This window comes from Campylobacter sp. GTC17093 (assembly GCF_055397635.1).
The window spans coordinates 1,403,894-1,418,682 of the sequence record NZ_AP038832.1; the positions used below are offsets into that span (position 1 = coordinate 1,403,894).

The 14,789-nt window shown below is 29.9% G+C and carries 15 protein-coding genes; 1 reads left to right on the top strand and 14 read right to left on the bottom strand.

All coding sequences use genetic code 11. From position 1 onward, the window contains the following. Both flhA and ACZ5VL_RS07325 read right to left on the bottom strand, forming a co-directional pair. Positions 1–2,103 (bottom strand): flagellar biosynthesis protein FlhA, encoded by a 2,103-nt coding sequence (gene flhA, locus ACZ5VL_RS07320; protein WP_464200301.1) that lies wholly within the window; start codon positions 2,101–2,103, stop codon positions 1–3. A gap of 69 nt (positions 2,104–2,172) precedes the next feature. Continuing rightward, complete coding sequence (locus tag ACZ5VL_RS07325) at positions 2,173–2,577, bottom strand: RrF2 family transcriptional regulator (RefSeq protein WP_464198357.1); 405 nt, start codon at positions 2,575–2,577, stop codon at positions 2,173–2,175. Positions 2,578–2,721: 144 nt separating this feature from the next. Between ACZ5VL_RS07325 and rpsO the strand changes: the two genes are divergently transcribed. Next, entirely contained in the window at positions 2,722–2,994 is a 273-nt protein-coding gene (gene rpsO / locus ACZ5VL_RS07330; protein ID WP_464198359.1) for a 30S ribosomal protein S15, read from the top strand. Positions 2,995–3,020: 26 nt separating this feature from the next. Here rpsO and pgeF read toward each other — a convergent pair whose 3' ends face one another. From pgeF to rplI, 12 genes are all read right to left on the bottom strand, one after another. Continuing rightward, entirely contained in the window at positions 3,021–3,701 is a 681-nt protein-coding gene (gene pgeF / locus ACZ5VL_RS07335) for a peptidoglycan editing factor PgeF (RefSeq protein WP_464198361.1), read from the bottom strand. Then, complete coding sequence (gene ribE / locus ACZ5VL_RS07340) at positions 3,701–4,309, bottom strand: riboflavin synthase (protein WP_464198363.1); 609 nt, start codon at positions 4,307–4,309, stop codon at positions 3,701–3,703. Before ribE ends, pgeF begins: the two co-directional genes overlap by 1 nt. 2 nt (positions 4,310–4,311) lie before the next feature. Further along, positions 4,312–5,553: a type II secretion system F family protein gene (locus tag ACZ5VL_RS07345; protein ID WP_464198365.1), complete on the bottom strand. Its 1,242-nt coding sequence runs from the start codon at positions 5,551–5,553 to the stop codon at positions 4,312–4,314. Further along, positions 5,550–7,289: a GspE/PulE family protein gene (locus ACZ5VL_RS07350; protein ID WP_464198367.1), complete on the bottom strand. Its 1,740-nt coding sequence runs from the start codon at positions 7,287–7,289 to the stop codon at positions 5,550–5,552. Before ACZ5VL_RS07350 ends, ACZ5VL_RS07345 begins: the two co-directional genes overlap by 4 nt. 45 nt (positions 7,290–7,334) lie before the next feature. Then, positions 7,335–8,942 carry a pilus (MSHA type) biogenesis protein MshL gene (mshL, locus tag ACZ5VL_RS07355; RefSeq protein ID WP_464198369.1) on the bottom strand — a complete coding sequence of 536 codons (1,608 nt, stop codon included), beginning with the start codon at positions 8,940–8,942 and terminating at the stop codon, positions 7,335–7,337. Next, positions 8,923–9,357 carry a hypothetical protein gene (locus ACZ5VL_RS07360; protein WP_464198371.1) on the bottom strand — a complete coding sequence of 145 codons (435 nt, stop codon included), beginning with the start codon at positions 9,355–9,357 and terminating at the stop codon, positions 8,923–8,925. The genes mshL and ACZ5VL_RS07360 overlap by 20 nt, the downstream gene beginning before the upstream one ends. Next, positions 9,357–10,004: a type 4a pilus biogenesis protein PilO gene (gene pilO, locus ACZ5VL_RS07365; RefSeq protein ID WP_464198373.1), complete on the bottom strand. Its 648-nt coding sequence runs from the start codon at positions 10,002–10,004 to the stop codon at positions 9,357–9,359. Before pilO ends, ACZ5VL_RS07360 begins: the two co-directional genes overlap by 1 nt. Further along, positions 10,001–11,515, bottom strand: coding sequence for a hypothetical protein (locus tag ACZ5VL_RS07370; protein WP_464198375.1), 1,515 nt, complete (start codon positions 11,513–11,515; stop codon positions 10,001–10,003). The genes pilO and ACZ5VL_RS07370 overlap by 4 nt, the downstream gene beginning before the upstream one ends. Positions 11,516–11,600: 85 nt before the next feature. Next, entirely contained in the window at positions 11,601–12,467 is an 867-nt protein-coding gene (era, locus tag ACZ5VL_RS07375; protein ID WP_464198377.1) for a GTPase Era, read from the bottom strand. Beyond that, entirely contained in the window at positions 12,464–13,786 is a 1,323-nt protein-coding gene (gene hslU, locus ACZ5VL_RS07380) for an HslU--HslV peptidase ATPase subunit (protein ID WP_464198379.1), read from the bottom strand. Before hslU ends, era begins: the two co-directional genes overlap by 4 nt. Beyond that, the gene (gene hslV / locus ACZ5VL_RS07385) at positions 13,783–14,331 is read right to left on the bottom strand and encodes an ATP-dependent protease subunit HslV (protein ID WP_464198381.1); all 549 of its coding nucleotides are present in this window, start codon (positions 14,329–14,331) and stop codon (positions 13,783–13,785) included. The genes hslU and hslV overlap by 4 nt, the downstream gene beginning before the upstream one ends. Continuing rightward, complete coding sequence (gene rplI, locus ACZ5VL_RS07390; protein WP_464198383.1) at positions 14,332–14,778, bottom strand: 50S ribosomal protein L9; 447 nt, start codon at positions 14,776–14,778, stop codon at positions 14,332–14,334. It lies immediately after the preceding gene. Positions 14,779–14,789 lie beyond the last annotated feature (11 nt).

Sequence of the window (14,789 nt, forward strand, 5' to 3'; positions counted from 1 at the left end):
TTATAAGTTTTCTATGTTTATTACGCCTATGGTTTCAAAAGGCGTATTTGGAGCAATCTCGGCAAAACTTAGCACAACTATATCTATGCCAAACTGTAAGCATATATCAGAGATAAATTTGCGTATAGATGACTCAACGCAAAGAACCATAGGTCCAACTTCACTAAGCGGTCTTTTTTCTCTTTGATCTCTTAATGCAGTTACAATTGCACTAGTTTGTGCCACGTTTACCATAAGATGATAACTTCCATCTTTGAGTTGGACTAAATCAACGAGTTTTTGTTGATCTGCTGAGTCTAGTATATAAAAATTTAGCTGTCCATTTTGATCACTATACATAGATGTTATAACCCTAGAAAGTGCTTTTCTTACATATTCTACTAGCATATCAAGATTTTTAGTGTATTCTGCTATATCGCCAATTGATTCAAGGATACTTAGCATATCTTTTATAGGTATATTATCTTTTAGAAGAGATTTTAGTATTTTTTGAATAAGTCCAACGCTTGCAACTCTTAGAGTATCTTCAACTAGAACTGGATAGTCTTCTTTTAGTTTATCGAGTATGTTTTGAGTCTCTTGTCTTGTTAAAAGCTCAGATGCGTTTTGTCTTACAAGTTCGCTCATATGAGTTGATATAACTGCTGCTGGTTCTATAGGGATATAGCCTTTTACCATAGCATCTTCTTTTGTGCTAGCATCTATCCAAAGAGCATCATAGCCAAAGGCTGGTTCTTTTGCTGGAATACCATCAATTTCATCACTTACCATTCCATCACTCATAGCCATAAATTTATCTGGATAAACTTCACTACTTCCTATAACTATGCCTTTTAGTTTAAAGTTATAGACATTTGGAGGAAGCTGTAAATTGTCCCTTATACGGATTTTTGGCATTAAAAATCCAAGATCATTTGCTATATTTCGTCTCATTGATCGAATTCTTTCTATGAGATCACTATCTGCCAATTTAAGCAGTCCATAGCCTAAATCAAGTTCTAAAATTTCAAGTTTTAATATATCATTTATGCGTTTTTCTTCTTCTCTTGCTATTTCTTCTTCACTTTTTTTAGGAGGTTTTTTAGCTACTGCTTCTTCGCTTTCAGCTTTTTGTTTCATTTCTTCTTTTTTCTTAGGAGTTAGTAAAATAGATCCTCCTACTTGAGATTGTCTCATTAGATAACCCATTCCTAGGAAAATACATCCAATAAAACCTAAAGAAAATGTAGGAAGACCTGGAACTAGGGCAAATATTACAAGGATAAATCCAACTATAAACATAGTTCTGTATTCGCCAAGGAGTTGATTTAAAACACCTTCTGCGAAGTTATCATCATCTTTGCTTGCTCTTGTTATAATTATAGCAGTAGCTGTTGATGTTATAAGTCCAGGAATTTGACTTACTAAACCATCTCCAATTGTTAAAATTGTATAAGTTGAGGCTGCATCAGCCATACTTAAACCATGCTGGAATGAGCCTATCATAAATCCACCAACTATATTGACTATAGTTATTATAATACCAGCAACTGCATCACCTTTTATAAATTTACTAGAACCATCCATTGCACCATAAAAGTTGGCTTCACCTATAATCTCTTGCCTCCTTTTACGCGCAGTTTGTTCATCTATTAGCCCTGCGTTAAGATCGGCATCGATTGCCATTTGTTTTCCAGGCATTGCATCTAGCGTAAATCTTGCTTGTACTTCACTAACACGAGTTGAACCTTTTGTTACGACCATAAAATTTATAAGTACAAGTATGGTAAAAACTATAACTCCTATAACATAGTTTCCGCCTACAACAAATTGTCCAAAACTCGAAATGATCTCACTTACAGCATCAGGTCCTTTATGCCCTTCACTTAATATCATTCTGGTTGTAGCAATATTTAGCGAAAGTCTAAAAAGAGTGATAAGTAAGATTAACGTTGGGAATGTTGTAAGATCGGTTGGTTTTGGTATGTAAATTGATATTAGTATTATTAAAACAGATAATGATATAGAAAGTGCCAAGAAAAAATCAAGTATGAAACTAGGAAGAGGGACTATAATGATTGCAATGATGGAGATAATAAGAGCAACTATAGAAAGACTCTTCATCTTTACAATAGGCTCCAAAAATGGAGCAACAAGAGTTATTATATTGTTCTTTGATTTTGCCAAGTTTATCTACTTTTGCATGATATCTTTTAAAGTTATTTTAGTTAAAAAATCATCCACTAATATTTGAAGCTTGTTAAAAATTGGCCAAATAGTGCAAATTTCTCCAATTTGACTTGAACAATTTTCTATATTTCCAGAACATTCAAATACATTCGTAGGACGTTTTTCTGCGTATTCTATAATGTTTGCTATAGTAATTTCGTCTGGTTTTTTTGCTAGTAAAAATCCACCATTTACGCCACGCGTTGATGCTAAAATACCATTTTTTGCAAGACTTTGTAAAATTTTTGCTAAAAAACTTTTTGATATATTTAGTTGTTTTGATATATTTTCCACATCTTTTGCCTCATTTGATTTTGCAAGTAAAATCAATGATAAAAGCGCATACTCACTAGCCTTTGTAAAAAGCATGACTCTCCTTTAAATCTCAATATATATTTTATCTTTTTTTTACTATAAATTATATTAAAGTGTAGTATATTTTAATTGTTTCAGTCTAAATTTAACTTTTTTAGATATAATTAAAATTTAAATTTACCAATCAGGAGGTCTAAAATGGCTTTGGATTCGGCTATAAAAGCAGAAATAGTTGCAAAATTTGCTAGAAAAAGTGGTGATACAGGTTCACCAGAAGTTCAAATTGCTCTACTTACTAAAAGAATTAGTGATTTAACAGAACACCTTAAAATTTACAAAAAAGATTTCAGTTCTCGTCTTGGTCTTTTAAAAATGGTAGGACAAAGAAAACGCTTAATGAAATACTTTAAAAATAAAGATTACGGCGCTTATATAAAACTTATTGAAGAGCTAGGCTTAAAAGACAAATAGTTTTTTCTTTTCCCCGTTTTACGGGGTTAGCTTTTTATAAAAATATATCCACAAAATCTTCCAGTTATTTTATCTCTTCTATATGAAAAATAGTCTTTATCGCAATGTGTACATGTATTGCTTATGTTGTAATGCTTTATTCCAATATTTTTAATTTCTTTTAAAAGTGCGTCTTTCATATAAAAATATCCATCTTTTTTAAACTCATTTATCTCTTTACCAAGATCTAAATTTCCAACTTCATAACACTTTCCTTGTATATGTGGTCCTGCTTGAAGTTCTAAATTTTCTATTTTGCATTCAAAAGATGAACTCATTTTTTTAGCCACTTTGCTTACAATTCTTTTGCATATACCAGCTCTTCCAGCATGTATTGCTGATATAACTTTTTTAGTTTTATCAAACATAAGTATTGGCATGCAATCAGCAACCATTACACATAAAACTAAATTTTCTAAATTTGTAATAATTGCATCGCAACTTTGGGTTTTGTAAGGTAGTTTATCTATAATGCAAATATCATCTGAGTGGATTTGATTCATAAATATTAAATTTGCATCATTAAAACCAAGACTATTAGCAAAAATTTCTCTATTTTTTAAAACTAAATTTTTATCATCATTTACATGAAGCCCTAAATTTAAGCTATTGTAGTTCTCTTTCGAAACGCCACCATGTATATTGCTAAAACCATATATTATACTCATTAATAAATACTCATTATCTTATCTATATCATCCCATGTTTGTGTAGTTTTTGATGAAATTATTCTATAAATATATCTTGCAAACATATCAGTTTCTATGTTTACTTCTCTTCCTATGTCAAATTTACCAAAAAGCGTATCTTTAATGCTAATTGGTATCAAACAGACCCTAAAAGCATCTTTTAGCACCTCTGCTATTGTTAGACTAACTCCATCTATGGCTATACTTCCTTGGGCAGAAATAAATTTCATAAGCTCATTTGGCGCTTTTATGTAAAAATCTGTACCATTTGAGTGTTTATTGATTTTATATATTTTTCCAATACCATCAATATGTCCTTGTATTAAATGCCCATCAATTTTATCTCCAAGTCTCATAGCTGGTTCTAAATGTACTTTGTTTTTATAGTTTTGTAAGGCAAGAATTTGTTTGCTTTGAGTACTAATTTCGACGCTAAAATCATTTCCATGCGTTTTTACAACGCTAAGGCAAGCACCATTTACTGCTATGCTATCGCCTAAATTTGGTTTTAAATTTGACTTTATATCTAATATATCGCCGTTAAAGCTTATAACTTCTCCAATTTCTCTTATAAGTCCATTAAACATTTTCAAGCTTTAACCGCTGAGCCTAGATCCCACATAGGCATGAAAATTCCAAGTGCAAGCAAAACAACCATAGCAGCAATTGCTACTATTAGTATTGGTTCAATATAGCTTGAGATATTGTCTATAATGTCATCAAATTTAGTTTTATAGTAAGCTGTTACTTTTTCCATCATTCCTTCTAAATTTCCTCCAAGTTCTCCGGCTTTTATCATTTGAACTAGCATACTTTCATAAAGTTCTGTTTCTTTGATACTTTGAGTGAAGTTTTTTCCATTTTGAATTGAAGTTTCAACAGAAGAGAGTTTTTTGTTTATGTAAAAATTTGGTATTGTCATTGTAGCTGTACTTAGTGCTTTTGAAATGGGAATACCAGCATTTATAAGTTCTCCAAAAATTAGATTGAATCTATACATACTAGAGTAAAACATTATTTTTTTTATTAGATAAACTTTATTTACTACAAATGTATCAAAAGCGGCTTTAAATTTATCATTTTTTTCATATTGATATTTTATAAATAATATACTTCCAATAATTCCACCAAGCATGAAAATGCCATAGTTGCTTAGAAAATATTCTATTTTTAAAAGTATTATAGTTGGGAGTGGAAGTTTTGCTCCAAGTTCATCAAATATCTCTTTAAATTTTGGAACTATTGCTAGCATTAAAAATATAAATGCTCCAGTTATTGCGATTATGACTATAGTTGGATAACGCATTGCCTTTTTAACATTTTGTTTGTTTTTCCAAACATCTTCTAAAATATTTGCAAGCTTGTTTAAAGATTCTGCTAATTTACCAGTGCTTTCGCCTAATTTAATCATTGCGACAACTATATCTCCAACTTCATTTTTGTATTTTTCCATGGATTCTGCAAAATTTTGTCCATTATCTAGCATTTCATTTACAGATTTAAAAATTTCTTTTAACTTTTTATCTTCACTAGAAGCTACTATCTCTTTAATAGAATCAGTTATTGGAATGCCGGCATTTATCATAACGGAAAGTTGCCTAATAGAAGATATTAAGTTTGGCATTTTTATTTTTGAGCCGCTAATTAGCCTTAAAAGTTTATCTTTGTTTTCTTCAAATTGTACTGATAATGATGCAGATTTTACTTCACCAATTTTTGTAATAGTTCCGCTTTTTTTAGCCATGCTCATAGCTTGTGCTCTATTTTGGGCACTTAGTTTCATTTTGTGCTTTTTGTTATTATTTATGTATTCTATCTCATAAATTTTCATGTTTTAGCAACCCTTAAAATTTCTTCATATGTTGTTATTCCTTTGGCTGCTCTTATTATTCCATCATGAAACATATCAATAAAACCTTCTTTATAAGCTATATCTTTTATATCATCTTTAGATGAATTTGAGGCTATTAGGCTTGAAATTTTATCACTTATTGGTAAAATTTCGCTTATCATTTCCCTACTAAGATATCCGGTTTGTGAGCAGTATTCACAACCTACGTTTTTGTAAAATTGATAATTTTGTGGTAGGTATTTTTCTATACTTTGTAAAGTTTTATCTGATAAAGTTATAGGTTGTTTGCAGTGTGGACAAAGCTTCCTAACAAGCCTTTGGGCTTCTATTGCAATGATAGAACCACTTATAAGATAAGGTTCTATACCCATATCTATCATTCTAGGAATTGCAGAAATGGCATCATTTGTGTGAAGTGTTGAAAATACTAAGTGTCCAGTAAGAGCTGATTGTATAGCAATTCTAAGTGTTTCTTGGTCTCTAATCTCTCCTATCATTATTATATCTGGATCTTGCCTTAAGATAGACCTTAAGGCTGATGCGAAAGTTAGACCAACTTTTTCATTTACATGAACTTGCTGTATCATGTTTAACTGATACTCTACTGGGTCTTCAACTGTAATAATTTTAGTTGTTATGTTTTTTAAGTCATTTAGTGCTGCATATAAAGTGGTTGTTTTACCGCTACCAGTTGGACCAGTAACTAATATAATTCCATACGGAGATTTCATGGAGCTATTAAATTTTTCCAAATTTTCTTGGTGCATCCCAAGATTATCAAGACTAATTATAACTTTTGATTTATCAAGTATTCTTAGAACTATGCTTTCGCCGTTTAAAACAGGTAAGGTTGATATACGGAAATCATACTCTTTGTCTAAAATTTGAGCCGAAAATCTACCATCTTGAGGTTTTCTTCGTTCTGCTATATCCATATTTGAAAGTAGTTTCATGCGAGAAACCATTGGTGGATATATGTCTTTATCAAAAATAAAAAGCTCTGTAAGCATTCCATCTATACGACTTCTAACTATACAGTTTGTTTCTGTTGGCTCTATATGTATATCGCTTGCCCTTGATGTTATTGATGTTTTTAGTATAATTTCAATTAAGCGAAGAATTCCGCTTGAATTAGTGCTATCATCGCTTGTAGAACTTGATATTTCTTTTCTTATCTCGTTTATGATTCCTTTTATATTTTCGTTTAATTCTGCTTTGGTGAGATATTTTTCTATTTGTGCTGGATCTGCAACAACTATTTTAAGAAGTTTTCTATTGAAAAGATGTTGAATTTTATCTTGTGAGTTTAGATCAAAAGGATTTTTAAATGCAACATATACATTTATTTCATCTTCTTTTATTGGCATGGCGCCAAGTTTTTTGAGTTGAAGTAGATTGATTTTTTCTGCTATTCTGTAATCTATATCGATACTATCAAGATTATAAAATGTAAATTTGAATCTATTAGAAACTATATTTAAAAACTCTTTTATATCTTGGGCAAAATCATTGCCAATGCTATTTATATCTATTCTTTGTCTTCTATATAGTTCAACAATCGTATTTATAAAGTCATCTTTGCTTATATATTCTTTTATTATATGTTCTAAATTATCATTATTTTCTATCTTTATTAGAATTTCTTCATATTGCGACTCGGATATTTTTTCATCTTTTAAAAGTTGATTTATAAATATCTGATAACTTTCTTTCATAAAATCTCCTTAAAAATGAGGCAATAAAAGAATTATAGCTTTATTTTATTGCTGATTTGTTAAAGACTTTGAAAAACCTAATTCTCTAGCAGCTTCTTGAATTGGAGTGCTTGTAGTTTCTATTAGTCTTGGCGTAACAAGAAATATAAGTTCAGTTGTGCTTACTTTGTCTCTTGTGCTACTAAATAAAGTTCCAATATACGGTAAATCTCCTAAGAATGGAACTTTGGTATTGTTTTTGCCTTTTGTTTCTCCTATAAGACCACCTATGATAACAGTATCACCATCATTTACTTGAACAACGGTTGAGAGTTTCTTTTGTAGAGTATCTGGGGCTATAACTCTAGGGTCTACATTTCCCTGATATGAATTATCCTGGTCATATTTAAAGTTGCTTAAAGATGGATTTATCCTAAGCATTATTTTGTTGTCATCGCTAATTTCAGGAAGTATATTTAGTAAAATTCCTATAAATACAGAGTATTGTTTCCAAGTGAAATTCGTTCTTCCGCCAATTGTATTGTCGTTTGTGGATTCTTCTTGAACGCGGTAATTTATATTATCTCCAACTGTGATTAAGGCTTGTTGATTATTAAGCGTCATAACTTTTGGGCTAGATACTACTTTTGTTTTACCTTTGGTTTCTAAGAAATTTAAAACACCATCAAGACTGAAATTTACATTTGCGCCTATTCTCCATATACCTTGTGACTGGCTTGACTTTAACCCAGGAAATGTATCCCATGCCCAAGTGCCAGGCTCAGTTAAAATACCATTTTCATATTTTGGAGCTTTAGTTATAGCTGGTCTTTCGTTTCTATTTCCCCAAGTATATCCACTTGGCTTTGTTGGGTCGTTTCCTAAAAATGAGTTAAATCCTATTTGAAATTTACTCCAATCAACACCTTTTTTATATTCGTTTTCTAATTCAACTGATATTATACTAACATCAAGCATAACCTGTTTTTTAAGTCTTTGTTGCATAACTCTAATATACTCTTCTATTCTATCTAGTTGAGATTTTGTACCAGTTACAGTAATAAGTCCTGCATTTTGATTTATAATTGGAATTGGTGCTTTTATAGTCTCTGCTCCATTATTTAAAACCGATAATAACTCAACTTGTAAATTTGTCCAAAAATCAAATTTTTCACTTGTTTTTATTGAGTTATCTAAATTTTCTAATTTGTTTCCACCGCTATTGTTATTGTTTTTTTCTTGTCCAACTTCAACAGGAGCTGAGTCAACCGAAGCTTTTATAACCGCAATTCCTTCTCTTACAGATGTTATATAGTCTATTTTAAAGGTTTTTGTATCAAGAGATGATATTCTTAATATATTTTTATCAAAATTATAATTTATATTTTTTTCTGATAACAAAAGATCAAAAATTTGGCTTAATTTTAAATTTTTTATATTTACGCCAGATACATCGCTATTTAGTAAAATCGTAGCATTTTCATCTTTTGCAATGATACTAAATTCACACATATCTGACAATTGATTTAGTATTTCATTTAATGTTACTTTTTGGCTTACTTTTAGATTAAAAAGCCTGTTATCGCAATTCGCACCATAAAGTGATTGAGACATAAATAAAATGTAAGTTAGTAGTATCGATATCTGTTTTTTATTAATATGAAATAACGACATTCTCGTTTCCTTGTGTTAAATTTAAAATTAAAGTTTCGTTGTTTCTAGTAAGTTTTACACTATTTTTTGAAATAGTGCTCAGTTTATAGTCTTTTACTTGATCTCCAACTTTATACCATCCATTGTTTATCTTTGCGGTATTATTTAAAATTGCATACAGAGCATACTCTGGTTGTGGTTCTATGCTAATGGGAGTTTTCTCATTGTTTTGGATAATTGGATTATTTTTTATGCTTATAAAAGGATCAACAGATGTGTTTAATTGCTCGTTTGTTAGACCTTTTCTAGATTTATCCAATGAGTTAAAAAGTTCTTCATAGTGTTTTATCATCTCAGTCATTTGTTCATTTCCTTTTGCAAACAAGCAATAAGAACCAAATGTTAAAAGCATAAAAATTTTAGTAATTTTTTTCATCAATACTTTACTCCCCATACTGAAATATCTATTTTGCCACTAAGTGTATTTTGTATGGCGACTATATTCATTTTATGTATGTCTACTATAAGTTTTGATTCTTCTATAGAATTAATAAACTCTAAAATATTATCAAAATTTCCCTCTAAATCTATACTGATATTTAAAACTTGTTCTATTTTTTGTGGTGTAAGAACCTTAAATTCGTTTTTTATCTCTTTTATTTTTATTTTATTTAGGTCTGCTAAAGTAGTAATTTTGTTTAAAAATATAGCCCAATTTTGTTCATTAAAAAGCAAATAAGATAGTTCTGTTAACTTATCATCAAAGTATTTATTGGCTTCTTGTAAGTTTTTTAGATTTTCTTTTAATGTATTTATTTCGGCTATTTTTTGGTTTATTAAAAAAATATCATCATTTTCTCTGGTGGCATTTTTTAGATAATCTTCTGTTGTCATTAGCTTTGTTTTTGTTGTATTATAATTTGTTTTAGCATTGTCTATGGCTAAGATGGATGAATCAAAAAAAAGTGTATAAAAAATAAATGCAATTATACAAAATGTGCCTAAAAATATTATAGTGGTTTCATTTTTTGTTTTAAGAGAAAAATAATTATCTATTTTGTCTATATAGGATGTTTTATTCACTTGTTTATCCTTATAGTAACATTGCTTTCATAAGCTTTTGTGTCATTTTCATCCAATACTATTTGTTTTGTGGAGACAGAATAAGAAGTTGTTTTGCTAATTTCTTTAATCAGTTCTGTAAGTTTTGTATCTGTGCTACTTCTTACAGTAACAGTTAGATTATCATCGGTGTTACTTATCTCATATACTTTTGTATCATATTTGTTGATTAGCATAGATAAATTGTGTAATACAATACTTTTCATAGGATAATTTTGTTTTTTATTGTATAGCTCGGCAAGTAATTTTTTTCTAAAATCAAGTTTTTCATTTTCTATTTTGATAACTTTATCTACTTCAATTTTTTCTTTAGCAATATTTGCTAACTGAGCTTCTATTTGTCTCTTTTTTGCATCTTTTATAGCAAGCTCTTCATTCATATTTTTTGTTTGTGCATTTAAGACAAATGCGCTTATGTAGTTATAAATAGGAATTCCAGCTGATATTAAAACAGCTAGTATTATGGTTAGTATAAATTTGCCAGATTGTCTTTGTAAAAGAGGAGGAGGTCTTAAAAATGTAGAGAAGTTAAACTCATCGTCTTTATTGTCTAGATAATCTTGAGCTGTTAAAAACATTAAAGTATGAAAAATATTTATTTTTAATGTTTTTGAATTTATGGCTATATCAAAGCTAAGATCATTTGTTTTTATTTCTGTTATTTTTTCTATTAGTTCATTAAATCCAGTTATATTACCTATATGCGTAGATACATATATATTGTTAATATTTATATTTTGTAGTCTTGATATGTTTTTTGTAAGATCTGATATATAATACACCATATCTTCAAAAACTTGATGTAAATTTTCATCAGTATTGTTTAGTCCATCTGAAACAAGTGATTCAAAAAATGATTCTTCGTTTAATCTAGTTGCGCTTAGCTCAGCAAATTTTTCACTTAAATATCTTAAAGAGTATCTAAAAGATCTAGAATTTATGTATTCTCCACCGCTATATATAGTTAGAAATGCTTCATTTTTCATCATTATTATAAAGCAATCACAGCCATCGCTTTGTAAAATATTTCTTGTATATAAAGATCTAAATAAAAGCGGCGCATAGCCTATATAATCAATATATTTCTTTTTATCTAAAAATTTGCGAAATAAAGTATTTAGCTTTGAATTCTCTATAACAAAAACATTAAAAATTCTAACATCTGAATTTGTTGTATTTAAAATTTCAATATATGAGATTTTATACTCTTCGTTTGGATCTAGGCTTTGTTCTTCATAAGTTCTAATGGTAATTGTATTTGCTATTTCCTCTTCTGGAGTTGAGCTTGGTATCTCTACAATAGTACTTACTTTTGCCTCATTGTAAGGCAAATAAGATATATAAAAATCATCTTTTTTGGATGCCAAAGCTATGTTGTGAGATGTTGCTATGCTATCTTTAAAACTAAATGCACTAACTTCTGTTATATCTATAGTTATGATATCATTAGCTGTTTTTTGTGTTTTTAACATTATCCAAACTTTTATGATTATTTATTTTTTGTTTATTATATCTAAATAATTTTAATTTTTGATATAATAGCAACTTAATAGTAACTTAGGAATTCAAATTTTTAATAAGATCTATATCTTTTGTCCAGTTTTTTATTATGTGTATATTTAAATTTATAAAAACTTTTTTTTGTAAAAAATTTGATATAAGCTTTCTAGATGTTATACCTATACGCTTAGATGTTTCGCCATTTTTACCTATGAGGATAGATTTATGGCTTTTTGTATCTGTGTAAATGGTTGCATAAATTTCAGCAATATCATCTTTTTCTATCATTTTATCTATCTTGACATCGCTTCCATAGGGCACTTCATCGCTTACATTTTGATAAATTGCCTCTAAGACAAGATCTCTTATGATATCTTTTTGATTATTTGTGCTTATCATTTCTGGATCATAGTAATATTCGTGAACTGGCAAAAATTTACATATCTCGCTTAAAATAACCTTTTTAAAAATTTGTTTTTTGGTATTTGTAGGTATGAGTGATAAAAACTCGTTTTGAAACTTTTGATACTCGGTTATTTTTTGGAGCACCTTTTTTTCGCTTGATTCATCTGTCTTTGTTAGAAGCAAGATGTGCGGATTTTTGCGCTCAAGCGATAAAAATTTCTCATAGTTTTCAGTTGAGTCATGAATACAAGCAAGAAATAATACTAAATCACAATCGCCTATCATTTTCTTGGCTTCATCTATCATGAATGAATTTAGGGTTTTATTACTTTCATGAAGCCCAGGAGTATCTGTAAATATAATTTGATTATCTTCATGCATCACAATGCCACTTATTTTGCGTCTTGTTGCATTTACTTTATGAGAAACCATGGCAATTTTTTCGTCTAAAAGATAATTAAGCAGGCTGCTTTTACCAGAGTTTGTCCTGCCAACTAAACTTACAAATCCACTTTTCAAAGTATATACCTTGCTAAATCCTCATTTTCTGAGATATCCCCAAGTTTTTCTTCTACCAAATCTTTTGTTATATTTATAGTTTCACCTTTGTGCTCATCAGCTTCAAAGCTTATATCTTCTAGAACTTTTTCTATAACAGTATGAAGTCTTCTTGCGCCTATATCTTCTATCTTGGCATTTGCATCAGCAGTAATCTTTGCTATAGCTTTTATGGCATCATCTTCAAATTTAAGCTCAACTCCTTCTATGTTCATCATGGATGTGTATTGCTTTAAAAGTGAGTTTTTTGGTTTTGTTAATATATCATAAAGCGCATCTTCATTTAAACTATCAAGTTCGACTCTAAGTGGAAATCTACCTTGAAGTTCTGGTATTAAATCACTTGGTTTACTTATATGAAACGCTCCTGCTGCTATAAAAAGTATGTGATCCGTGTTTAAAATCCCAAATTTAGTGCTTACGCTTGAACCTTCAACGATAGGAAGAAGGTCTCTTTGAACGCCTTCTTTGCTTGGATCTTGGCGGTTTGAGTTTGAGCTTGAAACAGCAACTTTATCTATCTCATCTATAAAGATAATGCCTTCATTTGCAGCTCTTTTTATAGCTTCTGTTTTGATGCTTTCCATATCGAGTATCTTATCGCTTGCTTCGTTTTTAAGGGCTATTTTAGCATCTTTTACTTTCATATCTTTTTTAACTTTTTTGCTGCTTATGCCTATAACTTTTATGAAGTTTTCTTGGATGGATGCCATTTCTGGAGGCAAAGAAGCATCTGATTGAACAGTATTTTCGTTTACTTCTATCTCTATGCTTAAATCATCGAGTTTGTTATTTTTAAACTTTTCAAGCATTTTTTCATAGCTTATTTTATAATCAGCTTGTTTTTCTTCGCTAGCACCTTTGGGAAGTGGTGGAAGAAGCTTTTCTATGATTTTATTTTCTATGTATTGATCTATTTTATCTGTATTTTTTTCGATATGTTCATGTTTTACTAAATTTACAGCAGCTGCTGCAAGATCCCTTACCATAGACTCAACATCTCTACCAACAAAACCAACTTCTGTATATTTGCTAGCTTCTACTTTTACAAAAGGGAGTGCTAACATTTTTGAAAGTCTTCTTGCTATTTCTGTCTTTCCAACGCCAGTTGATCCTATCATCAAAATGTTTTTTGGGATAATATCATCTTGAAGTTCTGTTGGTAGCTGCATTCTTCTATATCTGTTTCTAAGGGCAACTGCTATAGTTTTTTTTGCGTTTTTTTGTCCAATTATATATTGGTCTAAAAACTCGACAGTTTGCTTTGGTGTATAAGTCATTGCTCGTTATCCTTGATTTTAAAAGTTTTAATGTTATCATTTGTATATATACAAATTTCACTAGCTATTTTAAGGCTTTCTTTTACTAAATCCTCTTCGTCTAAATTTGCAAATTTATCTAGTGCACGTGCTGCTGACAGTGCGTAATTTCCACCGCTTCCAATAGCTGCTAATTTATCATCGTCAGGCACTACAACATCGCCATTTCCGCTTAGTAAAAATATATGTTTTCTATCAACTACAAGCATCATTGCTTCAAGTTTTCTAAGATATTTATCTTTTCTCCACTCTTTGCTAAAGTTTATAACAGCTTTTTCAAGATCTCCTTTTGCTGCGTCTAAACATTTTTCAAACATATCAAAGAGATTAAATGCATCAGCTGTACTTCCTGCAAATCCAGTAAGAACGCTTTTATCTTTGCCTATTTGCCTGATTTTAGTAGCTGTGCTTTTTAAAACCGTACTTCCAAAAGTAACCTGTCCATCACCACCTACAACAGAGCAGTTTTTGCCTTTGTAAGCAAGTATAGTTGTAGCTTCAAACACCTATTCTCCCTCCACATTTACTTTTAAATTTGCGCTAACTGAGTGACCAAGTTTTACTTTTATTTCGTAAATTCCAGTGCTTTTTATATGCTCTGCTATATCAAAGCTTTTTTTATCGATGTCGTATTTAAACTGTTCATTAAGAGCGCTAGATATCTCGTCTTTTGTAACAGAACCAAATAAAGAGCCATTTTCTCCAATTGGCTTTTTAATTTTAACTGTAATTTTTTCAAGATCTTCTTTTAATTTATTTGCACTTTCAACTTCGTATCTTAGTTCTTCAGCTTTTTTCTTTTGATATGATTCGTATTTTCTTAAAACATCAGGAGTTGCAGCTTTGGCAAACCCTTTTCCTATCAAAAAATTATTTCCATATCCGTCTTTTACTTCTTTTACTTCTCCTGCTTTTCCAAGAGATTTTACATCTTTTATAAGTAAAACTTTCATAAATTTGTCCT

Excerpts from the sequence above, each read along its gene's own strand:
- ACZ5VL_RS07370 (WP_464198375.1), bottom strand. The coding sequence starts at position 11,515 with ATGTTAAAAACACAAAAAACAGCTAATGATATCATAACTATAGATATA.
- ribE (WP_464198363.1), bottom strand. The coding sequence starts at position 4,309 with ATGTTTAATGGACTTATAAGAGAAATTGGAGAAGTTATAAGCTTTAAC.
- pgeF (WP_464198361.1), bottom strand. The coding sequence starts at position 3,701 with ATGAGTATAATATATGGTTTTAGCAATATACATGGTGGCGTTTCGAAA.
- ACZ5VL_RS07350 (WP_464198367.1), bottom strand. The coding sequence starts at position 7,289 with ATGAAAGAAAGTTATCAGATATTTATAAATCAACTTTTAAAAGATGAA.
- mshL (WP_464198369.1), bottom strand. The coding sequence starts at position 8,942 with ATGTCGTTATTTCATATTAATAAAAAACAGATATCGATACTACTAACT.
- rpsO (WP_464198359.1), top strand. The coding sequence starts at position 2,722 with ATGGCTTTGGATTCGGCTATAAAAGCAGAAATAGTTGCAAAATTTGCT.
- rplI (WP_464198383.1), bottom strand. The coding sequence starts at position 14,778 with ATGAAAGTTTTACTTATAAAAGATGTAAAATCTCTTGGAAAAGCAGGA.
- ACZ5VL_RS07325 (WP_464198357.1), bottom strand. The coding sequence starts at position 2,577 with ATGCTTTTTACAAAGGCTAGTGAGTATGCGCTTTTATCATTGATTTTA.
- ACZ5VL_RS07360 (WP_464198371.1), bottom strand. The coding sequence starts at position 9,357 with ATGAAAAAAATTACTAAAATTTTTATGCTTTTAACATTTGGTTCTTAT.
- ACZ5VL_RS07345 (WP_464198365.1), bottom strand. The coding sequence starts at position 5,553 with ATGAAAATTTATGAGATAGAATACATAAATAATAACAAAAAGCACAAA.
- hslU (WP_464198379.1), bottom strand. The coding sequence starts at position 13,786 with ATGACTTATACACCAAAGCAAACTGTCGAGTTTTTAGACCAATATATA.
- flhA (WP_464200301.1), bottom strand. The coding sequence starts at position 2,103 with ATGAAGAGTCTTTCTATAGTTGCTCTTATTATCTCCATCATTGCAATC.